The organism is Paracoccus aestuarii (assembly GCF_028553885.1).
Taxonomy (GTDB): domain Bacteria; phylum Pseudomonadota; class Alphaproteobacteria; order Rhodobacterales; family Rhodobacteraceae; genus Paracoccus; species Paracoccus aestuarii.
The window spans coordinates 2,176,831-2,198,846 of the sequence record NZ_CP067169.1 but is presented as its reverse complement, the minus strand read 5'-3'; the positions used below and the strand labels follow the sequence as shown (position 1 = coordinate 2,198,846).

16 protein-coding genes and 2 pseudogenes are annotated in these 22,016 nt (G+C 69.8%); 9 read left to right on the top strand and 9 right to left on the bottom strand.

All coding sequences use genetic code 11. From position 1 onward, the window contains the following. Positions 1–86 precede the first annotated feature (86 nt). On the bottom strand, positions 87–1,889 hold the full coding sequence (edd, locus tag JHW48_RS11170; protein WP_119885718.1) for a phosphogluconate dehydratase: 1,803 nt from the start codon (positions 1,887–1,889) through the stop codon (positions 87–89). Between the two features lie 111 nt (positions 1,890–2,000). Here edd and JHW48_RS11165 point away from each other — a divergent pair, with 111 nt between their 5' ends. The 6 genes and pseudogenes from JHW48_RS11165 to ftsY all read left to right on the top strand — a co-directional run bounded on the left by JHW48_RS11165 (position 2,001) and on the right by ftsY (position 8,675). Continuing rightward, positions 2,001–3,194 (top strand): RSP_2647 family RNA methyltransferase, encoded by a 1,194-nt coding sequence (locus JHW48_RS11165; protein WP_119885719.1) that lies wholly within the window; start codon positions 2,001–2,003, stop codon positions 3,192–3,194. Beyond that, a complete protein-coding gene (locus tag JHW48_RS11160) occupies positions 3,194–3,745 on the top strand; it encodes an RSP_2648 family PIN domain-containing protein (RefSeq protein ID WP_119885720.1) in 552 nt (183 codons plus the stop codon). The genes JHW48_RS11165 and JHW48_RS11160 overlap by 1 nt, the downstream gene beginning before the upstream one ends. 60 nt (positions 3,746–3,805) lie before the next feature. Further along, positions 3,806–5,251 carry a glucose-6-phosphate dehydrogenase gene (gene zwf, locus JHW48_RS11155; RefSeq protein WP_119885721.1) on the top strand — a complete coding sequence of 482 codons (1,446 nt, stop codon included), beginning with the start codon at positions 3,806–3,808 and terminating at the stop codon, positions 5,249–5,251. A 2-nt stretch (positions 5,252–5,253) separates the two neighbouring features. Next, a complete protein-coding gene (gene pgl / locus JHW48_RS11150) occupies positions 5,254–5,925 on the top strand; it encodes a 6-phosphogluconolactonase (RefSeq protein WP_205961878.1) in 672 nt (223 codons plus the stop codon). 9 nt (positions 5,926–5,934) lie between these two features. Beyond that, on the top strand, positions 5,935–7,533 hold the full coding sequence (gene pgi / locus JHW48_RS11145) for a glucose-6-phosphate isomerase (RefSeq protein ID WP_119885723.1): 1,599 nt from the start codon (positions 5,935–5,937) through the stop codon (positions 7,531–7,533). Between the two features lie 85 nt (positions 7,534–7,618). After that, positions 7,619–8,675, top strand: a pseudogene (ftsY, locus tag JHW48_RS11140) (signal recognition particle-docking protein FtsY). On the opposite strand, the gene JHW48_RS11135 reads toward ftsY, so the two are convergent. After that, positions 8,672–9,664, bottom strand: a complete 993-nt coding sequence (locus JHW48_RS11135; protein ID WP_205961877.1) for a Hint domain-containing protein — start codon at positions 9,662–9,664, stop codon at positions 8,672–8,674. The pseudogene ftsY and the gene JHW48_RS11135 overlap by 4 nt on opposite strands. A gap of 80 nt (positions 9,665–9,744) precedes the next feature. Beyond that, positions 9,745–10,728 carry a GlxA family transcriptional regulator gene (locus JHW48_RS11130; protein ID WP_119885725.1) on the bottom strand — a complete coding sequence of 328 codons (984 nt, stop codon included), beginning with the start codon at positions 10,726–10,728 and terminating at the stop codon, positions 9,745–9,747. 138 nt (positions 10,729–10,866) lie between these two features. On the opposite strand from JHW48_RS11130, the gene JHW48_RS11125 reads away from it, so the two are divergent. After that, positions 10,867–12,273: a class II 3-deoxy-7-phosphoheptulonate synthase gene (locus JHW48_RS11125; protein WP_119885726.1), complete on the top strand. Its 1,407-nt coding sequence runs from the start codon at positions 10,867–10,869 to the stop codon at positions 12,271–12,273. A gap of 30 nt (positions 12,274–12,303) precedes the next feature. Here JHW48_RS11125 and JHW48_RS11120 read toward each other — a convergent pair whose 3' ends face one another. From JHW48_RS11120 to JHW48_RS11095, 6 genes and pseudogenes are all read right to left on the bottom strand, one after another. Beyond that, a complete protein-coding gene (locus JHW48_RS11120; RefSeq protein ID WP_119885727.1) occupies positions 12,304–13,173 on the bottom strand; it encodes a lysophospholipid acyltransferase family protein in 870 nt (289 codons plus the stop codon). Positions 13,174–13,182: 9 nt separating this feature from the next. After that, positions 13,183–14,094, bottom strand: a complete 912-nt coding sequence (locus tag JHW48_RS11115) for a DMT family transporter (protein WP_119885728.1) — start codon at positions 14,092–14,094, stop codon at positions 13,183–13,185. A gap of 36 nt (positions 14,095–14,130) precedes the next feature. Continuing rightward, positions 14,131–16,149 carry a transketolase gene (gene tkt / locus JHW48_RS11110; protein ID WP_119885729.1) on the bottom strand — a complete coding sequence of 673 codons (2,019 nt, stop codon included), beginning with the start codon at positions 16,147–16,149 and terminating at the stop codon, positions 14,131–14,133. Between the two features lie 73 nt (positions 16,150–16,222). Further along, a complete protein-coding gene (locus JHW48_RS11105; RefSeq protein WP_119885730.1) occupies positions 16,223–17,545 on the bottom strand; it encodes an HlyC/CorC family transporter in 1,323 nt (440 codons plus the stop codon). Next, a pseudogene (locus tag JHW48_RS11100) lies at positions 17,506–18,521 on the bottom strand (site-specific tyrosine recombinase XerD). The gene JHW48_RS11105 and the pseudogene JHW48_RS11100 overlap by 40 nt, the downstream one beginning before the upstream one ends. Before the next feature lie 1,454 nt (positions 18,522–19,975). Next, a complete protein-coding gene (locus tag JHW48_RS11095; RefSeq protein WP_119885531.1) occupies positions 19,976–20,158 on the bottom strand; it encodes a hypothetical protein in 183 nt (60 codons plus the stop codon). Positions 20,159–20,321: 163 nt separating this feature from the next. Here JHW48_RS11095 and JHW48_RS11090 point away from each other — a divergent pair, with 163 nt between their 5' ends. Next, on the top strand, positions 20,322–20,870 hold the full coding sequence (locus JHW48_RS11090; protein WP_205961866.1) for a shikimate kinase: 549 nt from the start codon (positions 20,322–20,324) through the stop codon (positions 20,868–20,870). Further along, positions 20,867–21,973: a 3-dehydroquinate synthase gene (gene aroB, locus JHW48_RS11085; RefSeq protein ID WP_119885532.1), complete on the top strand. Its 1,107-nt coding sequence runs from the start codon at positions 20,867–20,869 to the stop codon at positions 21,971–21,973. Before JHW48_RS11090 ends, aroB begins: the two co-directional genes overlap by 4 nt. Positions 21,974–22,016: the final 43 nt, after the last annotated feature.

Below are 22,016 nucleotides of genomic sequence, written 5' to 3'. Positions count from 1 at the left end.
CAGAGCCAAGGGGCTTGTGGGGAATTATCCAGCGCGATCAGGGGCGGCGGGCCGCCCCGTCACGATGTCGTGTGGGGGCGGTAGGGTCAGACCACCACGCCCGCGCCCTCGGTCGCGGGACCGGCCACGGCGCGGAAGGCGGCGAAGAGCTCGCGCCCCAGCCCCTCCTGGCTGTCGCCGCCGTCGAAGGGGACGGGGTCGCGATCGTCGAAATCGGGGGCCAGGCATTCCAGGCGGCCGGTCTCGGCATCCAGGCGCAGCAGGTCGCCGTCGCGCAGCCGGGCCAGGGGGCCGCCGCTGGCGGCCTCCGGGGCGATGTGGATGGCGGCGGGCACCTTGCCCGATGCGCCCGACATGCGCCCGTCGGTCACCAGCGCGACCTTCAGGCCCCGGTCCTGCAGCACGGCCAGGGTGGGGGTCAGGGAATGCAGCTCCGGCATGCCGTTGGCGCGCGGCCCCTGGAAGCGGACGACGACGATCGTGTCGCCGGTGAATTCGCCCGCGCGGAAGGCCGTCTTGACCGATTCCTGGTCGTGGAAGATGCGGACCGGCGCCTCGATCACCCGGCGTTCGGGGGCGACGGCGCTGACCTTGATGACGCCGCGACCCAGATTGCCCTGCAGCTGCTTCAGCCCGCCCGTGGCTGCGAAGGGATCGCCGGCGGGGCGCAGGATGCGGTCGTTCAGCGTGGCGCGCGCGCCGTCCTCCCACCGGATCGCGTCGCCGTCCAGCTTGGGTTCGCGGACATAGCTGTCCAGCCCGCCGCCGGTGATCGTCTTGACATCCGGGTGCAGCAGCCCCGCATCAAGCAGCTGGCCCAGCATGTAGCCCAAGCCCCCGGCGGCGTGGAAATGGTTCACGTCGGCCAGCCCGTTGGGATAGACCCGCGCCATCAGCGGCACGGCCTCGGACAGGTCGTGGAAATCCTCGATGTCCAGCAGCACGCCCGCCGCCCGCGCCATGGCGGGCAGATGCAGGACCAGATTCGTCGATCCGCCCGTGGCCATCAGCCCGACGATGCCGTTCACGAAGGCGCGTTCGTCCAGCACATGGCCCGCCGGGGTGTATTCGTTGCCCAGATTGGTGATCGCGGCGGCGCGCTGGACGGCGGCGACGGTCAGCGCCTCGCGCAGGGGCGTGTTCGGGTTCACGAAGCTGGATCCGGGCAGGTGCAGGCCCATGAACTCCATCAGCATCTGGTTGGTGTTCGCGGTGCCGTAGAAGGTGCAGGTGCCTGCGGAATGATAGCTGGCCATCTCGGCCGCCATCAGCGCGTCGCGGCCGACCTCGCCCGTGGCGAATTGCTGGCGGACCTTGGATTTCTCGTCATTAGGCAGGCCCGAGGGCATGGGCCCCGCCGGCACGAAGACCGCCGGGATATGCCCGAAGGTCGCCGCCGCCATGATCAGCCCCGGCACGATCTTGTCGCAGACGCCCAGATACATCGCCGAATCGAAGCAGTCATGCGACAGCGCCACCCCCGCCGACAGGGCGATCACATCGCGCGAGAACAGCGACAGCTCCATCCCCGGGCGGCCTTGGGTCACGCCGTCGCACATGGCGGGCACGCCGCCCGCGACCTGGACCGTCGCCCCCGCCGCGCGCCCCGCCGCCCGGATCAGGTCGGGATAGCGTTCATAGGGCTGATGCGCCGACAGCATGTCGTTATAGGCGGTGACGATGCCGATATTGGGTTTGCGCGTCTCGGCCATGTCGGCCTTGTCGTCCATCGCGGCATAGGCATGGGCCTGGTTGCCGCAGGACAGATGCGCGCGGGCCGGGCCGTCCTGCGCGGCGCGCGCGATCTTGGCAAGATAGGCGCCGCGGCTGTCGCGGGACCGTTCGCGGATGCGGTCCGTCACTCGGTCGATGCTGGCATGAAGGGTCATCGGGGCCTCCTCTGGCTTTGCCCGACTATATGCCGTTAGCGATAACGGTTCAACGGGTCGCTTGTATGGCGGGGGCCGGCATGTCAGATCGGCGGCAAAAGGAATGTTGCCATGACCGAACGCCCCGTCATCCGCCTGCGCCCGAAATCCAAGCCGCAGGCGATCCGCCACGGCTTCCCTTGGGTCTTTGCCGACGAGGCGGTGCTGGACCGGCGCACCAAGGCGCTGCCCCCCGGCGGGCTGGCCGTGCTGGAGGATGCCGAACGCCAGCCCCTGGCTCTGGTGACGGTGAACCCGGTCAGCAAGATCATCGCGCGGGTCATGGATGCGGACCCCGCCGCCCGGATCGACGGCGACTGGCTGCGCGCGCGGCTGACCCGCGCGCTGCAGATGCGGGCGCGGATCTATGACGAGCCCTTCTATCGTCTGGTCCATGCCGAGGCCGACGGACTGCCCGGCCTGGTCATCGACCGTTTCGGCGACGCGGCCGTGATCCAGCCCAACGCCGCCTGGGCCGACGGCATGGCGGAACAGATCGCCGATGCGCTGATCGATGTCGCGGGCGTCTCCACGGTCGTGCTGAACGGGCAGGGCCGGTCGCGCGGGCTGGAGGGTCTGGAGGAACGGCTGGAGGTCATCCGCGGCACCGCCCCCGAGGCCCCCGTGCAGGTGCGCATGAACGGCGCGACCTATCTGGCCGATCTGATGGGCGGGCAGAAGACCGGGCTGTTCTTCGACCAGCGTCCGAACCACGCCTTCATGCAGCGGCTGGTCGATGGCGGCTCGGTGCTGGACGTGTTCAGCCATGTGGGCGGCTTCGGCCTGGCGGGGCTGGCGGCAGGGGCCGACAGCGCGCTTTGCATCGACGGCAGCGCGCCCGCGCTGGAGCTGGCGCGCGGCGGGGCTGTGGCCATGGGCGCCGCGGACCGGCTGCAGATCCGCCAATCCGATGCCTTCGACGCGCTGGAGGCCTTGGCCGAGGAGGGCCGGACCTTCGACGTGGTCGTCTGCGACCCGCCGGCCTTTGCGCCGTCCAAACCGGCGCTGGAAAAGGGCCTGCGCGCCTATGAACGGGTGGCCAAGATGGCCGCGCCGCTGGTCGCGCCGGGCGGATATCTGGTGCTCTGCAGCTGCTCGCATGCGGCCGACCTGACCGCCTTTCGCAATGTCAGCGCGCGCGGCATCGGGCGCGGCGGGCGGCGCGGGGTGCTGATCCATACCGGCCAGGCGGGTCCCGACCATCCGACCCTGCCGCAGTTGGCCGAGACGGGATACCTCAAGGCGCTGTTCTTCCGGCTGGACTGATGCGCGCCGTCCTGGACGCCAATGTGCTGTTCCCCACCATCCTGCGCGAGATCCTGACCGATCTGGCGCAGGCGGGCCTTTATGAAGCGCGCTGGTCCGACCGGATCCTGGGGGAATGGACCCGCGCCGCCGCGCGTCTCGGCCCCGAGGCGCAGCAGGTCGCGGGGGCCGAGGTCGCGCTGCTGCGGTTGCGCTTTCCCGATGCGCTGGTGCCGGGCGACGGGGTGGCCGCGATCGACCTGGACTTTCCCGACCCCGCCGACCGCCATGTGGTCGAGGCCGCGCTGGCCTGCCGGGCGCGGATCGTGGTCACCGCCAATCTGCGCGACTTTCCGCAGCGGCTGATGGCGGGGCTGGGCCTGCGGGCCGTCCATCCCGACGCCTTCCTGCTGGACCTGCATGGCGACCGCCCCGATGCGGTCCTGGCCGCGATCGAACGGGCCCGTGCGCGTGCGGCGGCCGCAGGCGGCGCCATGACCCTGCCCGAGATGCTGAAACGCTGTCGCCTGCCCCGGCTGGCCCGCGACCTGGCCCGCGCAGTGAAAGGTTGAACCGCATTGCTGTTATCGCTAACAAGAGATAAGGCGGACGCCACCCAACAGGAGGACGGCATGGTCTCTCGCGTCATTCCGGTCGATGACTTCGACCTCGTGATCTTTGGTGCAACGGGCGATCTGGCGCATCGCAAGATCCTGCCGGGCCTGTTCCGGCGTTTCACCGCCGGACAGATCCCGGCCAGCAGCCAGATCATCGGCGCCGCCCGGACCGATCAGGACGACGACGCCTTCCGCGCCGAGGCCGCCAAGGCGATCCGCGAATATGCCGGCGCCGCCGAGGATGACCCGCAGCTGGCCGAGTTCCTGGCCCTGCTGGGCTATGTCCCCATCGACGCCAAGGGCGAGGGCGGCTGGCAGGAGCTGAAATCCCGCATGCGTCCGGGCGCGGTCCATGCCTTCTATTTCTCGGTCGCGCCGTCGCTGTTCGGCGACATCGCCGAACGTCTGGCGGGCCATGGCATCGCCGATGACGACAGCCGCATCGTGGTCGAAAAGCCTTTCGGCCGCGATCTGGCCAGCGCGCGCGCATTGAACGCCACGCTGGCGCAGCATTTCACCGAACAGCAGATTTATCGCATCGACCATTATCTGGGCAAGGAGACCGTCCAGAACCTGATGGCCGTACGTTTTGCCAATGTCCTGTTCGAGCCGCTGTGGAACGCGCAATACGTGGACCACGTCCAGATCACCGTGGCCGAGACCGTGGGCGTGGCCGGGCGCGGCAGCTATTACGACAAGTCCGGCGCGATCCGCGACATGGTCCAGAACCACATGATGCAGCTTCTGTGCCTGATCGCGATGGAGCCGCCCTATCACTTCGACCCCGACGCGGTGCGCGACGAGAAACTGAAGGTGATCCGCGCGCTGGAGCCGCTGGAGCCCGCCGATATCGTCCGCGGCCAGTATCAGGGCGAGGGCAGCGATTATCTGACCGATGCGGGCGATGCGGATTCGCGCACCGAAAGCTATGTCGCGATGAAGGTCCGCATCTCGAACTGGCGCTGGCAGGGCACGCCCTTCTACTTGCGCACTGGCAAGAAGCTGCGCGCGCGGACCAGCGAGATCGCGATCACCTTCAAGGAGCCGCCGCATTCCATCTTCGACGACAGCGGCCATCCCAAGGCCAACGAACTGGTGATCCGCCTGCAGCCCAATGAGGGCATGAACCTCAAGGTGATGATCAAGGAGCCGGGGCCGGGCGGCATGCGCCTGGTGCAGGTGCCCTTGGACATGTCCTTCGCCGATGCCTTGGGCCCGGAGGGCGCGGACATGCCCGACGCCTATGAACGCCTGATCATGGATGTCATCCGCGGCAACCAGACGCTCTTCATGCGCGGCGACGAGGTCGAGGCGGCCTGGGCCTGGACCGACCCCATCATCAAGTCCTGGGAGGAGGGCAAGCGCCGTCCCGAACCCTATGACAGCGGATCCTCGGGCCCCGAGGAGGCGTTGCGCCTGATGCATCGCGACAATCGCCGTTGGAGGGAGATCAGGGCATGACCATGGAATTCAAGGAATACCCCGACCGCGAGATGCTGGCCTTGTCGCTGGCCGACCGCATCGCGTCCCAGCTGGCCCAGCATCTGCGCGGCAATGACCGTGCGACGCTGTGCGTGCCGGGGGGGACATCGCCCGTGCAGGTCTTCGAGACGCTGTCGGGCGCCGATCTGGAATGGGACCGCATCACCGTCGTGCTGGGCGACGAACGGTGGGTGGACGGCGATCACAAGCGGTCGAACAGCCGCCTGCTGCGCCGCCATCTGCTGCGCGACCGGGCGGCGGCGGCCAGCTATATCGACCTCTATACCGGGGATGCCACGCCCGACGACGCGACCGCCGCGCTGTCGGAGCGGCTGGCCCCGCTGACGCCGCTGACGGTGGTGCTGCTGGGGATGGGCAACGACATGCACACGGCCAGCCTGTTCCCCGGCGCCGATCACCTGCAGGCCGCGATGGCCGCGGACGCGCCCCCCGTCATGGCCATCCGGGCCGATGGCGCCGAGGAGCCGCGCATCACCCTGACGCGGCCGGTGCTGGCCGATGCGCTGAACATCCATGTCCTGATCATGGGCCCGGAAAAGCGCGAGGCCTTGGACCGCGCGCAGAAATCCGACCCGATGGAAGCGCCGATCCGGGCCTTTCTAGACGACGCCACCGTGCATTGGGCCGAATGAGGGACTGACATGACCCAGATCTGGAACCGCCTGCAGGATCACCGCAAGGCGCAGGGCGACCGGCGGATCGAATCACTGTTCGACGCCGACCGCGCCACCGATTACCGGGTGCAGGCGGACGGGCTGACCTTCGACTATTCCAAGACCATGATCGACGCGGATGCGCGCAACCTGCTGCTGGACCTGGTCGGTCCCGTCGCCGCCCGCCGCGATGCCATGTTCGCGGGAGAGAGGATCAACGAGACCGAGGGCCGCGCCGTCCTGCACACCGCGCTGCGCAACCTCTCGGGCAGCGTCACGGTCGACGGCCAGGATGTGATGCCCGCCGTGCGCGACACCCATGCCCGGATGTCCGATTTCGCGCGCCGGGTCCGTGATGGCGGGTTTTCGGGGCAGGGCGGGCGCATCACCGATGTGGTCAATATCGGCATCGGCGGGTCCGACCTCGGCCCGGCCATGGCGGTGCTGGCGCTGGCGCCCTTCCATGACGGGCCGCGCACGCATTTCGTCAGCAATGTGGACGGCGCTGACATCGCCGATACGCTCAAGGGGCTGGACCCGGCGACGACGCTGGTGATCGTCGCCTCCAAGACCTTCACCACCATCGAGACGATGACCAACGCCCAAACCGCCCGCGACTGGATGGCCAAGGCTGTCGCCGATCCGGGCGCGCAATTCGTGGCGCTGTCCTCGGCCAAGGGCAAGGCGGCGGAATTCGGCATCGACGAGGCCCGCGTCTTCGGCTTCGAGGATTGGGTCGGTGGGCGCTATTCGGTCTGGGGCCCGATCGGGCTGTCGCTGATGCTGGCCGTGGGGCCCGATGCCTTCGACGAGTTCCTGGCGGGTGGCGCCGCGATGGACGCGCATTTCCGCACGGCCGAACCGGCGCAGAACCTGGCCGTCATGCTGGCCCTGACCGGCATCTGGCACCACCAGATCTGCGGCTATCCGACCCGTGCGGTGCTGCCCTATGACAACCGCCTGATGCGCCTGCCCGCCTATCTGCAGCAGCTGGAGATGGAATCGAACGGCAAGCGCGTGGCGATGGACGGCAGCGACCTGCCGGTCGTCTCCGGACCCGTGGTCTGGGGCGAGCCGGGCACCAACGGCCAGCACGCCTTCTATCAGCTGATCCATCAGGGCACGATGCCGGTGCCCTGCGAATTCATCCTGGCCGCGCGCGGGCATGAAGCGGACCTGGCCCATCACCATATCCTGCTGGCCGCCAATTGCCTGGCGCAATCCGAGGCGCTGATGCGCGGCCGGTCCCTGGACGAGGCCCGCGCCCTGATGGCCGACAAGGGCCTGACCGGGGCCGAGCTGGAACGCCAAGCCCGCCACCGGGTCTTTCCGGGCAACCGCCCCTCGACCACGCTGCTGATCGACCAACTGACCCCCTTCACCCTGGGGCAGATCGTGGCGCTTTATGAACACCGTGTCTTCGTCGAGGGGGTGATCCTGGGGATCAACAGCTTCGACCAATGGGGGGTGGAGCTGGGCAAGGAACTGGCGCTGCAGGTCGAACCCCTGCTGAAGGGCGAGGACGCGCCCGGCCATGATGCATCGACCGAGGCGCTGGCCGCGCTGATCCGGGGGATGCGCGGCTGAAACAGGGGCGGGCCGTCCCTGACGGGGCGGCTTTTCCTTGCCCGCGCTTGGCTGTAGGGTCCGGCCGACACGGAAAGGTCTGATCATGGCATTCTTCTCGAAACTGCGCGAGCGGCTGACGCGGTCGTCCTCCAAGATCGGCTCGGGGCTGGACGATATCGTGGGCGATGCCGCCGCCGAACACGCCCCCCCCGCGGGAGGAGATGCCCGCCCCCGCAGCGACCCCCGCGCCCCAGCCTGTCCAGCCGGGCCTGGTCGGCCGCCTCTTCGGTCGCGGCGCCGCCGCCCGCCCGGAGGAGCCGCGCCGCGCCTTGGACGACGACATGCTGGAGGAGCTGGAGGACATGCTGGTCCAGGCCGATCTGGGCGTGGAGACCGCGCTGCGCGTCACCGCCAATATCGCCGAGGGTCGGATGGGGCGGCGCGTCTCGTCATCGGAACTCAAGACCCTGCTGGCGGATGAGATCGCGCGCATCATGGCCCCGGTCGCCCGCCCCCTGCCGATCTATCCGAAAAAGCCGCAGGTCGTGCTTGTCGTGGGCGTCAACGGCGCGGGCAAGACCACCACCATCGGCAAGCTGGCCAGCCAGTTCCGCGCCGCGGGGAAATCGGTGGTGATCGCGGCGGGCGACACCTTCCGCGCGGCGGCGGTCGAACAGCTGCAGGTCTGGGGCCAGCGCGCGGGCGTGCCGGTGATGGTCGCGCCGCAGGGCAGCGACCCCGCCAGCCTCGCCTGGGACGCGATGGTGCGGGCCGAGGCCGAGGGCGCGGACCTCTTGATGATCGACACGGCGGGCCGGCTGCAGAACCGCCAGGACCTGATGGAGGAGCTGGCCAAGATCGTCCGCGTCATCCGCAAGAAGGACCCCGAGGCGCCGCACAACACCCTGCTGGTCCTGGACGCCACCACCGGCCAGAACGCGCTGAGCCAGGTCGTGACCTTCCGCAAGCTGGCCGATATCTCGGGGCTGGTGATGACCAAGCTGGACGGCACGGCGCGGGGCGGGGTGCTGGTCGCCTTGGCCGACCGCTTCGGCCTGCCGATCCATGCGATCGGGGTGGGCGAACAGATCGACGATCTGGACGCCTTCGATGCCGGTGACTTCGCCCGCGCGCTGGTCGGGCTGGACGCGGCGGGCTAGGCCTCGACCGGCTGGCGGCGGGGATTGGCCGCCCGCCGATCCACCAGCCGGCGCAGCGCATGTCCGCGCGGCAGGGGCCGGGCGGGCGGCATCCGCGCCGGATCGACCAGCGCCAGCACCGCCGCCCGGTTCACGGGCCCGAGCGCCCGCAGCGCCATCGGTCCGGGCAGCAGGCTTTCCGTCCAGGCACCTTCGGACCGGATCAGGTGATGCTTATCCAGCAGCAGGTGGCGATAGGTGACGCAGGCTGTATCGCGCAGCACCGTGACGCCGGGCAGGCCGACCAGCAGGCGCGCGGGGCGGTGGTTTGGCGTCAGGTCCAGATCGGCGGCCGAAAGGTGCCGCCCCCCGACCCAGATCAGCGGCTGGAACCCCGCATCGCGGGCCAGGACCAGATCGCCGGGACGCAGCGCCTCGACCGGGCGCAGCCCCCGATCGTTGTGGATCAGCGTGCCATGGGCAAAGCACCACGGGCCGTCATCGGCCGCGCTTGGCTGCATCGTGACCGAGAGGGTCGTGCCCCCGACACTGAAATCACCCGCATAGTTGAAGCGCTTGGCAGGGTCGAAGACCGGAAAGACCCCATCCTCGCGCGCGACGGGCAGGACCAGGACGGCGGTCCGGTCCGCGATCAGGGGCGTGCCCTCCCATGGCAGGCGGGTCGGGTCGAAGGCATAGGGGAAGATGACAATGAAGCTGTCCCCGTCCTCGTCCTGCAACACCGATCCGCTGACCAGGTCGATCCGGGTTCCCGCCGCGATGGTGGTCTGGCCGATCTGCAGGTCCTGATGGACATGCTGGCCGGTCGCGTCCGGAAAGGGCAGGCTGCCGCGCAGCTGATCGTCGTCATTGGCGATGATCAGCTGCGAGACCTGCGGATCGTCGAAGAAGACCTCGCCGAACCGGCGGACGAAGAAGGCCATGTCGGCGCTGTTGGGATGACCGTTGATGGGGCTTGCGACCGACAGGACGGTGATGGTGAACAGCATTCTTCCCCCTGGTGACACGCCGCAACACCCGCGGCCCCATCCCAGCTAAGGCGAAATGGTTAACCTGCCGTTAACACAGCTTAAGATTCCGTGATCGACGCCCCGCCCGAGACCCCGCGCTCGCGATAAGGGGTGCTGCCATATTGCGCGCGGTAGCATTTCGAGAAATGCGACGGGCTGGAAAACCCCGATGCCAAGGCGATCTCGATGATCGGCAGCTCGGTCTGCATCAGCAGGTTGCGCGCCCGTGCCAGGCGCGTCTCCATGTAATATCGCTTCGGGCTGCGGTTCAGATAACGGCGGAACAGCCGCTCCAGCTGGCGGGTGGACATGCCCGCATCCAGCGCCAGCTGCGCGGGGCTGATCGGATCCTCCAGATTGGCCTCCATCCGGGCGATCACGGCGGCCAAGCGCGGGTGGCGCACGCCGATGCGGGTCGGGATGGACAGGCGCTGGCGGTCCTGGTCGGTGCGGATCGCGGTATGCAGCATCTGGTCGGCCACATCGGCGGCCAAGGCATCGCCATGCCCCTCGGCGATCAGATGCAGCATCAGGTCGATGGAACTGGTCCCCCCCGCCGCCGTCAGCCGGTTGCCGTCATGGACAAAGACCGACCGGAACAGGTCGACCTTGGGAAAGGCCTCGGCGAAGCCGTCATGGTTCTCCCAGTGGATGGTGGCCTTGCGCCCGTCCAGCAGGCCCGCCTCGGCCAGGACCCATGCGCCGGTGCAGACCGCCCCCATCGCGGCCCCGCCCCGCGCCTGGCGCCGCAGCCAGGCCAGGCTGGCCCGCGTCGCCTCGCGCGCGATCTCGGTGCCGCCGCAGACGATCACCACGTCGTCGCGCCCCGCGGCCTCGGCATCCAGCCCCGCATCGACCAGCACCCGGCTGCCGTTGGAACAGATCGCCATGTCGCCCCGCGGCCCCACCAGCCGCCAGTCGTAGAGCGCCCGCCCCGATGCGCGATTGGCCAGGCGCAGCGGCTCGATCGCCGCGGTGAAGGGCAGCATCGTGAAGCGGTCCAGCAGCAGGAAGGTGAAACGGCGGGGGCGGTCAGCGGCCATGATGCGGTCTTTGCAAGGGTGTCCGCCCGGCACCCAAACAGGGAATCGCGCGCGCGGCAAGGGGCCGCGTCAGACCCTTTCCCTGCGCGATGTTAGCGTTTATACCGGCCCGACCATTTTCCGAGGGAGCATCAGGACATGACGCAGGAGAACCGCAAGACCGCCTCCACCCAAAGCTGGGACAAGGCCGGCTGGCGCGCCTATCCGCGCGTCCAGATGCCGGATTATACAGACCCCGCCGCGCTGGCCGCGGTCGAGGATCAGCTGCGCCGCTATCCGCCCCTGGTATTCGCGGGCGAGGCGCGACGCCTGCGCGCCCAGCTGGCCGATGCGGCGGCGGGCCGGGCCTTCCTGCTGCAGGGGGGCGACTGCGCCGAAAGCTTCAGCGAATTCAGCGCCGACAACATCCGCGACACGTTCAAGGTGCTGCTGCAGATGGCGGTCGTGCTGACCTGGGGCGCGCAGATGCCGGTGGTCAAGGTCGGCCGCATGGCGGGCCAGTTCGCCAAGCCGCGCAGCGCGCCCACCGAGGTCATCGGCGGGGTCGAGCTGCCCTCCTATCGCGGCGACATCATCAACGGCTTCGATTTCACCGCGGATGCGCGCATCCCCGATCCGCAGCGGATGCTGGCGGCCTATACGCAGGCGGCGGCGTCGCTGAACCTGCTGCGCGCGTTTTCGACCGGCGGTTTCGCCGACATGCACCGCGTCCAGAGCTGGATCGCCGATTTCGTGGGCGGCCCCGAGGCCGCGAAATACCGCGACATCGCGGGCCGGATCAGCGATGCGATGGCCTTCATGCAGGCGGCGGGCGTCAATTCCGATACCGCGCATCAGCTCTCCAAGGTCGATTTCTACACCAGCCACGAGGCGCTGCTGCTGGAATACGAAGAGGCGCTGGCCCGCATTGATTCGACCACCGGCCTGCCGGTGGCCGGCTCGGGCCACATGATCTGGATCGGCGACCGCACGCGCCAGCCCGACGGGGCGCATGTCGAATTCTGCCGCGGCGTCCAGAACCCGATCGGCCTGAAATGCGGCCCCACCACCACGGCCGACGACCTCAAGGTCCTGATGGAAAAGCTGAACCCCGAGAACGAGGCGGGTCGTCTGACCCTGATCGCGCGCTTCGGCGCGGGCAAGGTCGGCGATCACCTGCCGCGCCTGATCGAGGCGGTGCGGGCCGAAGGCGCGAATGTCGTCTGGTCCTGCGACCCGATGCACGGCAACGTCATCAAATCCTCGACCGGCTACAAGACGCGGGCCTTCGATTCGATCCTGCGCGAGGTCCGGGAATTCTTCGCCATCCACAAGGCCGAGGGCACCATCCCCGGCGGCGTCCATTTTGAGATGACCGGCAAGGACGTGACCGAATGCACCGGCGGCGTGCGCGCGGTCACGGACGAGGATCTGTCCGACCGCTACCACACCGCCTGCGATCCGCGGCTGAATGCCAGCCAGTCGCTGGAACTGGCCTTCCTGGTGGCCGAGGAGTTGCGCGACCGGCGCGAGAACGCGGCCCCCGCCCTGTCGCAGGCGATCTGAACGGAAACGGGCCCCAAAGCGGGGCCCGTTTCATTTCCAGCGGCGGTGGATCCAGAACCACTGGTCCATGTGGCGCCTGACCAGCATCTCCAGATCGTCGTTCAGCGCCTGCATCATGGCGCGCGGCTCGTCATGGGCGATGGGCGCGCCGACATGGACGCGAAAGCGCAGCCCGTCGGGCTGGCGGATCCCGGCGATGGGGACCAAGGCCGCGTCATAGCGGCGGGCCAGCTCGGCCGGGGTCAGCACGGTGCGGGTGGGCAGGTCGAAGAACCGCAGCTCGACCCCGTCATGGTCATATTGGTCAAAGCCGAGCGCCAGCCAGCCGCCGCCCTTCAGAAAGCGCAGCATCGCGGCCAGCCCGGACCGGCCGCGCGGGAACAGGGGTTCCGCGATGGCGGTGATGGCGGGGACGTAATGGCGGTTGAACGCCTCGTTGTTCATCGGACGATAGAGCGCGCCGACCGGCCAGCCGCGCCCCGCCAAGGCCGCCCGCATCGCGTCGTAATTGCCGAAATGCGCGCAGGCCAGGATGACCGGGCGCCCGGCCTCCAGCGCGGCCTCCAGCGCGGGCAGGCCCGGCCCCTCCAGCGGGTCCGAGGCATGGATGCGGGCGGTGAATTCATCGCCGGCATAGATCTCGGCCAAGGACCGGCCGGCATTGTCGGGAATGGCCAGGACGAGGGCCTCGGCCTCCTCCCCGGTCAGGTCGGGACGGGCCAGGGACAGGTTCTCGCGGATGCGGCGGCGCCAGCCCGCGACGGGGGCGATGACGCGCGAAAAGACCCAGCCCATGGCCGGGATGCGCCGGTCATAGGGCAGCAGCCGCGCCAGGCCCATCACCGCCAGAAAGGCGCCATTGGCCAGGCGGTCGGTCAGGCTGGGTCGGTCTTCGGCCATGATCCCCCTTCAGGCGGCGCGGGCTTCGCGCGACCAGACATACAATCCGGCGCCCACGATAATCGCCGCGCCCCAGATGGTCCACCAATCGGGCAGCTGGCCGAAGAACAGCCAGCCCCAGACCCCCGCCCAGAGCAGCCCCGTATAGCCGAAGGGCGCCAGCGCCCCGGCCTCGGCCGCACTGAAGGCCCGGACCAGCAGGTATTGGCTGGCCGTCCCGAACCCCGCCAGGGCCGCAAAGGCCCAGAGGTCGCCCAAGGCGATCGGCTGCCAGACGAAAGGCAGGACCAGGGTCGATGCGACGCTGCCCACCACGGCGGACCACATGACCGAGGTCGCCACCGAATCGCTGCGCACGATCCGGGTCAGCAGGGCGCCCGCCGCATAGGTGAAGGCCCCGGCCAAGGGCAGCAGGGCGGCGGGCTGGAACACCCCCATGCCGGGGCGGATGATCAGCATCGCGCCGACCAGCGCCGCCAGGATCCCGGCGATGCGGCGCGGCCCGATCCGTTCGCCCAGAAACAGCGCCGCGCCAAGCGTGATCAGGACCGGGTTCAGGTCCATGATCGCCGTCGCCTCGGCCAGCCCGATATATTGCAGCGAGGTGAAGAACAGCGCCACCGATCCCAGCTGCATCAGCGCACGGGCGAATTGCGTCCCCGGCTGGCGGGTGCGCAGCAAGGGCAGCATCGCCGCGCGAAAGATCACCGCAAAGATCAGCAGGTTGCCGATGAAGCGCGCCCAGATCACCTGACCCGGGTGATAGGTCTGGGTCAGGTGCTTGGCGGTCGCATCCATCAGCGTGAAGCCCAGGATCGCGCCCAGCAGCAGCGCGATGCCGCGCGCCTGGTCGGAGCCGGGACGGCGCAACCCGTCCCGTTCGCGCCCCATCAGGGCAAAGGCCCGTGCCAGAACCCTCATGGGCGGGCAGGGGCGATCACGCGCCGAAGGCCGGCATCACAGCAGGGCTTTGGCGCGTTCGGTCACGGCCTCGGCGGTGATGCCGAAATCGCGGTAAAGCTCGGGCGCGGGGCCGGAGGCGCCGAAGCCCTCCATCCCGATGAAGGCCGAACGGTCCTCGGTCCCGCGTTCCCCCAGCAGCAGCCAGTCCCAGGGCTGGCGCACGGCCGCCTCGATGGCAATGCGGACGGTGCCTGCGGGCAGGACCTCCTCGCGGTAGGATTTCGGCTGGTCGCGGAACAGCTCCATCGACGGGACCGAGACGACGCGGGTGGGGATGCCGTCCGCCTCCAGCGCGTCGCGGGCGGCGACGGCGATCTCGACCTCGGACCCGGTGGCCATCAGCACGACCTTGGCATCCGCCGTCGCCTCGCGCAGGACATAGGCGCCCTTGGCGGTCAGGTTCTCGCCCGAATCCTGGCGCAGCAGCGGCAGGTTCTGGCGCGACAGGGCCAGGACCGAGGGCGTGGCGTCCTGGGACAGCGCGATTTCCCATGCCTCGGCGGTCTCGATCTGGTCGCAGGGGCGCAGGGTCAGGGTGTTGGGCGTCGCGCGGCAGATGGCCAGATGTTCCACCGGCTGGTGGGTCGGGCCGTCCTCGCCCAGACCGATGCTGTCATGGGTCATGACATAGACGACCGGCACCCCCATCAGCGCCGACAGGCGCATCGCGCCGCGGGCGTAATCGGTGAAGGTCAGGAAGGTCCCGCCATAGGGGCGAAAGCCGCCATGCAGCCAGATGCCGTTCATCGCGGCGGCCATGCCATGTTCGCGGATGCCGTAATGCAGATAGCGGCCCTTGCGGTTATCGGCGTCGAAGATGCCCTGACCGCCGGTCTTGGTGTTGTTCGACCCGGTCAGGTCGGCCGATCCGCCGAAGTTTTCCGGCATGACGGCGTTCAGCGCCTCCAGCACGTTCTCGGAGGCCTTGCGGGTTGCGACCTTGGGCTTGTCCTGCAGGGTCCGGCCCTTGAAGTCGCGGATCGCGCCTTCCAGCGCGGGGCTGACCTCGTTGCCGATGCGGCGGGCGAAATCGTCGCGGTGATCGCCGGTCAGGGCGTCCACGCGTTCGTTCCATTCCGCGCGGGCCTGGGCGCCGCGCTGGCCGATCCGGCGCCATTCGGCCAGGATCTCCTCGGGGATCATGAAGGGCTCGTGGCTCCAGCCATAGGCCTCGCGGGTGGCCGCGATCTCGTCCTTGCCAAGGGGGGACCCGTGGACCTTGCTGCTGTCGGCCTTGTTGGGCGCGCCAAAGCCGATGATGGTCTTGCAGTCCACCAAGGTCGGGCGGCCGTCATCCTGCGCGGCCTCGGTCAAGGCGCGGTCGATATCGGCGGCGTCATGGCCGTCGCAGGACAGCACGCGCCAGCCCGCGGCGGCAAAGCGCGCATGCTGGTCGGTGGCGTCCGACAGGCTGACGCGGCCGTCGATGGTGATGTCGTTATTGTCCCACAGCACAACCAGACGGCTCAGCTTCTGATGGCCGGCCAGGGCGATGGCCTCGTGGCTGATGCCCTCCATCAGGCAGCCGTCGCCAGCGATGACCCAGGTGCGGTGATCGCACAGGGCTTGGCCGTATTCGGCGCGCAGCGCCTCCTCGGCGATGGCGAAGCCCACGGCGGTGGCGATGCCCTGACCCAGGGGGCCGGTGGTGGTCTCGACCCCCTCGACATGGCCGTATTCGGGATGGCCCGCGGTGATCGCGCCAAGCTGGCGGAAGTTGCGGACCTGATCCAGGGTCATCTGCTCGTACCCGGTCAGGTGCAGCAGCGAATAGATCAGCATGGAGCCGTGGCCCGCCGACAGGATGAAGCGGTCGCGGTCGAACCAATGCGGCGCGCTGGCGTCGAATTTCAGGTGGTTGCGGAACAGGACGGTCGCCACGTCGGCCATGCCCATCGGCATGCCGGGATGGCCGGAATTGGCGGCCTCGACCGCGTCCATGGACAGCACGCGGATCGCGCTGGCCAGGTTCCAGTGGTCGGGGTTGGCGGTGCGGCGGGCGGCGATATCCATGACGGCCTCCTGGGCATGGGGATTTGGGCGAACTGTTAGGGGGTCGGGGCCGTGGTTGCAAGCCGCCCGGTCGTCAGCCCGCGGCGTCGCGCGGGGCCAGGGGGCGCACGCGCAGCCGGGTGATGCGGTTCTCGCGCCGGGTCACCACCTCGAAGCGGTAGCCGTGAAAGCTGAAGACCTGGCCCTGGTCGGGGATCGACTGCGCCATGTGGATGACCAGGCCCGCGACGGTGTTGGCCTCCTCGTCGGGCAGGGTCCAGTCCAGCTGGCGGTTCAGATCGCGGATGGTCATGCCGCCCTCGACCAGGTAATCGCCCTGGGCGTTCGGGCGCAGGGTCTGGTCCTCCTCGGTGTCGTGCTCGTCGGCGATCTCGCCCACGATCTCCTCCAGGATGTCCTCCAGGGTGATCAGGCCGCGCAAGGACCCGTATTCGTCGACGACCAGGGCGAAATGGGTGCGGCGCTTGAGGAACTCGCGCATCTGTTCGTCCAGGGCGCTGGTCTCGGGGACGAAATAGGGCGGCATGACCACCGCCATCACGTCGAAGCGCCGCGCCGCCGCCGCGTCGCCCGCATCGCGCACCGCCCGGTTCATCGCCCGCAGCAGGTCCTTGGCATGGATCACGCCCACGACATTCTCGCGTTCGCCGCGATAGACGGGCAGGCGGGTATGGGGGCTGGCCAGCACCGTCTCCAGGATCTTTTCGGCAGGCAGGTCGGCATCGATCATCTGGATCTCGGAGCGGTGGCGCATGATCTCCTCGACCATGCGGTTGCCCAGGTCCAGCGCGCCCAGCAGGCGGTCGCGATCCTCCTTCTGCACCGCACCCGAGGCATGTCCGATCGACAGCGCGCCCTGGATCTCCTCCTCGACCGAGAACATGTGCGAATCGGGATCGGTCTTCAGGCCGAAGACCGACAGGATGCCGCGCACGATCAGCCGCACGACGGTGACGACGGGCGACAGGATCACGGTGACGATGCGGATCGGGCGCGCGACCAGGCTGGCCACCCGTTCGGGGGCCGATATGGCATAGGTCTTGGGCATCACCTCGGCGAAGATCAGGACCAGCAGCGTCATCACCAGCGTGGCCATCGCCACCCCCGACGCGCCGAACAGCCGCGTGAACAGCGCCGTCGCCAGGCTGGCCGACAGGATGTTGACCACGTTATTGCCCAGCAGGATGCCCCCGATCAGCCTTTCGCTGTCGGCGGTGACGTTCAGCGCCGCCTGCGCGCCCGGATCGCCCTTGTCGGCGCGCGACCGCAGCTTGGCGCGGCTGGCCGCCGTCAGCGCGGTCTCGGACCCCGAAAAGAACCCCGACAGCAGCAAAAGCACGAAGATCGCGCCGATGGTCAGCCAGGCGGCGGCGTCGAAGGTGGCAGAGGCGTCCATGGTTCTTCCGGTTCGTCCTGTTCAGGGGGTTCGGCTGCGCGAACGCGCGCCAAGGGATGATGGTTCAGCACCAGGTCGCGCAGCCGGGCATCCATCACATGGGTATAGATCTCGGTCGTGCCCAGATCGGCATGGCCCAGCAGGATCTGGATGCTGCGCAGATCGGCCCCGCCCTCCAGCAGATGGGTCGCGAAGGCGTGGCGGATGACATGGGGCGTCACCGTGCCGGGATCGATCCCGGCCCGCAGCGCGATCTGGCCCAGGATGCGCGAGAAACTGGTCCGCGGCAGATGTCCCGCAGCCCCCGGCCCGGGAAAGAGCCACCGCCCCCGCGCCCCGCCACCAGACGGCCGAGCGGGCTGGCCTCGGGCGCCCCGTCGCGCAGGACCAGCCAATCGGCCAGCGCCCGCCGCGCCGGGCCGCCCAAGGGCACCATGCGGTCCTTGCCCCCCTTGCCGCGCACCACCAGCACCGCCGGATCGCCCCGGCAGCCCGAGACGGGCAGGCCGACCAGCTCGCTGACGCGCATCCCGGTGGCATAGAGCAGCTCCATCAGGCAGCGGTTGCGCGCGCGATCGGCCTCGGTCCGGCCGACCAAGGGCGCGGCGGTCAGCAGCGCCTCGATCTGGGGGCGTTCCAGCGTGCGGGGCAGGCGCTTGGCGCGGCCCGGCCCCGCGATGCGGATGGCAGGGTCGTCGCCGCGCCACCCCTCCTCCAGCGCGAAGCGGGTGAATTGCCGGATCGAGGACAGCCGCCGCGCCCGCGTCGCGCGCGACAGGCCTTGGGCGTCGCAATGGGACAGGTAATCCTCGACCATCTCGCGCGTCAGGGCGGGCAGGGCCAGGCCGCGCCGGGCCAGCCAGTCCGACAGGTCGCGCAGGTCGCGGCCATAGGCCAGCACGGTGTTGCGCGCGGCCCCCGATTCGGCGACCTGCGCCTCCAGAAACGCCGAGATGGCGGCGTGATCGGTCGTCATGGCTGGGCGGTCATCTGCGACAGCAGCGCGATCTGGGTCTGGGTGCGGTCGGCATCCTGGCCCAGGCCCAGGGCGCGCAGCATCGCCACGCCCCGGCCCGCGCGGGCCAGATCGCCCTCCAGCGCGGCGTCGATATCGGCCATGGCGGCCAGCATCGCCTCGCCGCGCTGCGTGGCGGGGGCGTGGGGACGGGGGCCTCCATCTCGGGGGGATGGCGGGGGGATCGCCCGCGACGGGCAGGCCCTGCCATGCGCGCAGCAGATCCGCGATGCGCGCGACCTCCGGGTCGGTGGCGGTCTGGGGCAGGTCGGCGGCGACCATCCCGGCCAGCAGGTCGGCCATGCCCGCGCCGCGGAATTCGGCAAAGGCGCGGGGCAGGGCCTGGGCCAGGTCGCCGCCCGCCAAGGCGGCCTCCAGCGTGCGCATCACGCCCGCGCGTTCCCAGACCCCGCCCGATGCGGCGGGGCGCTGTTCGCCATAGATCTGGCGCAGCTGCTGGGGGGGCAGGGCGCCGGCACGGGCCAGACGCTCGGCCGCCTCCAGCCGGGCCTTGAAGCCGCTGTTCAGCCGCAGGTCCGATTGCGCGAAGGCCACGGGCAGGGTCAGGGTGGGCATGGGCTGGCCCACGGCCTCGTGGATGCGGAATTCCAGGGGCGTCATGCGCTCGGCGGGTTCCAAGAGCTCGGTCCCGTCCACGAAGGCGTCGTCCAGAAAATGGGTCAGCAGGATCGCTTGGCGTTCGTCGATCAGGCCCAAGGCCTCGGCCCCGTGCAGGCTGACGGCGGCGGCGGCCCAATCGCCGGTCTGGGCCAGACAGAAGATCCGCGCGGCAAAGCTGGGGGCGATGCCGGGGGTGCCGTTCATGATGGCGCAGGCGCGGCCCTCGTCGCCCTCCAGCAGGGCGATGTCGAACATGCGGCGGAAGATCTCGGGCTCGCCCGGACCGGCTGCGACCAGCAGGGCCTGGGCATCCGACAGCGCGCCCATGTCCAGCAGGCGGTCGGCGCGGGCCAGGAACAGCTGGCCCCGCCGCCCGTCGGGCTTGGAAGGCGGGGTCAGCTGGGCGGTCAGCACGCGGCGCATCAGGTCCTGCATCGCGGTCAGCCGGGCGGGTGTGGCCAGGACCAGGCGCGACAGCTCCTCCGGGTCGCTGCCCTGCCACAGGTCCACCGGCAGGCCCGCACGGCGCGGGCTCTGGGTGCCGGTATGGTCGGGATCGCCTTGGTCCAGCCGCGTCACCTGGACGCGCCCGACCTCGCCGCTTTCGGCGACGGGCTGGGGGCGGGCCGGGGGCGGCCGGGGGCGGCTGGTCGCCGGGCCGCCAGGCCGAGCTTTCGCGCTGCGGGCCGCGCACGCTGCCCGACAGCCAGTCGCTGGCCGACAGGGGCTGCTGCGCGGCGCCGGGCGCGGCGGCCAAGGCCGCGATCACGGCCAGGATCGGTCCCAGGGGCCGGTCAATCCGCATCGGGCACATCGTCGCCCGCAGGGGCGGTGACGGGTTCGGGTGCCGCGGCGTTCAGGTCCAGCGGGCGCCGGACCTCCTGGCGGTCGGGGGTCATGTCGCCGAAGAAGGCATACCCCGCCAGGCCGATCAGCCCGATCAGAATCAGCGCCACCAGCAGTTTCAACTTCCGCATGCTTTTTGCCTTTGCTCGACAGTCGTTCTTGTCCTCGGGTGCCGGTCTGGGGCCGGCTCGGGGCGAATATATATGGCAATTTCCGAAAGATCACGTCATTCAGTCACCCGACCGTGCGGGCCGCATGCGACGGGCCGGACCAGATCGGGGGATGACGGGGATCATGAAGCGCCTGACGCGCCATGTCGTGCTGATCGGGATGATGGGCGCCGGGAAGACGGCGCTCGGGTCGGAACTGGCCCGGCGGCTGCGCGTGCCCTTCCGCGATTCCGATGCCGAGATCGAGGCCGCCGCCGCCATGACCATCAGCGAGATCTTCGCCCGCGACGGCGAGGCCTTCTTTCGCGCCCGCGAGGAACAGGTGATCGCGCGGCTGCTGGCCGGACCGGTGGGGGTCATCTCGACCGGCGGCGGGGCGTGGATGCGCGCCGAGACCCGCGCGCTGATCGAGGGGCGCGCCCTGTCCGTCTGGCTGAACTGCGACCCGGAGGTGCTGTGGGCGCGGGTGCGCCAGCGCCCGACGCGTCCGCTGCTGCAGACCGCCGACCCCAAGGGCACGCTGCTGCGCCTGCTGGCGGAACGCGCGCCGGTCTATGCCAAGGCCGACCTGGAATTCCTGTCGCGCGGCCATGACAGCATCGAGGCATCCGCCGGGCGGCTGCTGGCGGCCCTGCGCCGCGCCGATCCCGACCTGATCGAGGAGACATCATGACCGACCCCGTCACCGTCCATGTTCCCTTGGGCGCGCGCGCCTATGACGTGCGGATCGGCCGCGGCCTGCTGGCGGATGCGGGGGCGCAGGTGGCGCCGCTGCTGTCGCGCCCGCGCGTGGCCATCGTCACCGATGCCAATGTCGCGGCCCTGCACCTGGCGCCGCTGCGCGCCGCCCTGCGCGCCGCCGGCATCGAGAGCGAGGCGCTGACCCTGCCCGCGGGCGAGGGGACCAAATCCTGGCCGCATCTGACCGCCTGCGTCGACTGGCTGCTGGACCGCCAGGTCGAGCGTCGCGACGTGGTCCTGGCCTTGGGCGGCGGCGTGATCGGTGATCTGGTGGGACTCGCGGCGGCGATCCTGCGGCGCGGGGTGCGGTTCGTGCAGATGCCCACGACGCTGCTGGCGCAGGTGGACAGCAGCGTGGGCGGCAAGACCGGCATCAACAGCAGCCATGGCAAGAACCTGATCGGCGCGTTCCACCAGCCCGCGCTGGTCCTGGCCGATATCGACCTGCTGGACAGCCTGTCCGAACGCGATTTCCGCGCGGGCTATGGCGAGGTGGTGAAATACGGGCTGCTGGGGGATGCGGATTTCTTCGCCTGGCTGGAACGCCACGGCCCGGCGCTGCGCGACGATCCGACGCTGCGCCAGCATGCGGTGGCCCATTCCGTGGCGATGAAGGCGGGCATCGTGACCCGCGACGAGACCGAGCAGGGCGAACGCGCGCTGCTGAACCTGGGCCATACCTTCGGCCATGCGCTGGAGGCCGCGACGGGCTATGGCGATCGCCTGCTGCATGGCGAGGGGGTGGCGATCGGCTGCGCGCTGGCCTTCGATCTGTCGGCGCGGATGGGCCTTTGCGCCCAGGAGGAGCCGGGGCGCGTGCTGGAGCATCTGCGCGCCATGGGCATGCCCGCCCGCCTGTCCGAGATCCCGGGCGATCTGCCCGACGATGCCGGGCTGATCGCGCTGATGGGGCAGGACAAGAAGGTCGTGGACGGCCGGCTGCGCTTTGTCCTGGCGCGGGCGATCGGGGATGCCTTCGTCAGCGACGCGGTCCAAGGGCCGGTCCTAGAACAGGTCCTGCGCGACGCCCGCTGAGTTGGGGGCCCGCTGAGGGAAGGGGCAAGCGCCGCGACCCCCC

Coding starts and splice junctions, on each gene's coding strand:
- pgi (WP_119885723.1), top strand. CDS start 5,935: ATGACCCAGATCTGGAACCGCCTGCAGGATCACCGCAAGGCGCAGGGC.
- JHW48_RS11165 (WP_119885719.1), top strand. CDS start 2,001: ATGACCGAACGCCCCGTCATCCGCCTGCGCCCGAAATCCAAGCCGCAG.
- zwf (WP_119885721.1), top strand. CDS start 3,806: ATGGTCTCTCGCGTCATTCCGGTCGATGACTTCGACCTCGTGATCTTT.
- aroB (WP_119885532.1), top strand. CDS start 20,867: ATGACCGACCCCGTCACCGTCCATGTTCCCTTGGGCGCGCGCGCCTAT.
- JHW48_RS11120 (WP_119885727.1), bottom strand. CDS start 13,173: ATGGCCGAAGACCGACCCAGCCTGACCGACCGCCTGGCCAATGGCGCC.
- JHW48_RS11105 (WP_119885730.1), bottom strand. CDS start 17,545: ATGGACGCCTCTGCCACCTTCGACGCCGCCGCCTGGCTGACCATCGGC.
- JHW48_RS11135 (WP_205961877.1), bottom strand. CDS start 9,664: ATGCTGTTCACCATCACCGTCCTGTCGGTCGCAAGCCCCATCAACGGT.
- edd (WP_119885718.1), bottom strand. CDS start 1,889: ATGACCCTTCATGCCAGCATCGACCGAGTGACGGACCGCATCCGCGAA.
- JHW48_RS11090 (WP_205961866.1), top strand. CDS start 20,322: ATGAAGCGCCTGACGCGCCATGTCGTGCTGATCGGGATGATGGGCGCC.
- JHW48_RS11115 (WP_119885728.1), bottom strand. CDS start 14,094: ATGAGGGTTCTGGCACGGGCCTTTGCCCTGATGGGGCGCGAACGGGAC.
- JHW48_RS11125 (WP_119885726.1), top strand. CDS start 10,867: ATGACGCAGGAGAACCGCAAGACCGCCTCCACCCAAAGCTGGGACAAG.
- JHW48_RS11130 (WP_119885725.1), bottom strand. CDS start 10,728: ATGGCCGCTGACCGCCCCCGCCGTTTCACCTTCCTGCTGCTGGACCGC.
- JHW48_RS11095 (WP_119885531.1), bottom strand. CDS start 20,158: ATGCGGAAGTTGAAACTGCTGGTGGCGCTGATTCTGATCGGGCTGATC.
- JHW48_RS11160 (WP_119885720.1), top strand. CDS start 3,194: ATGCGCGCCGTCCTGGACGCCAATGTGCTGTTCCCCACCATCCTGCGC.
- pgl (WP_205961878.1), top strand. CDS start 5,254: ATGGAATTCAAGGAATACCCCGACCGCGAGATGCTGGCCTTGTCGCTG.
- tkt (WP_119885729.1), bottom strand. CDS start 16,149: ATGGATATCGCCGCCCGCCGCACCGCCAACCCCGACCACTGGAACCTG.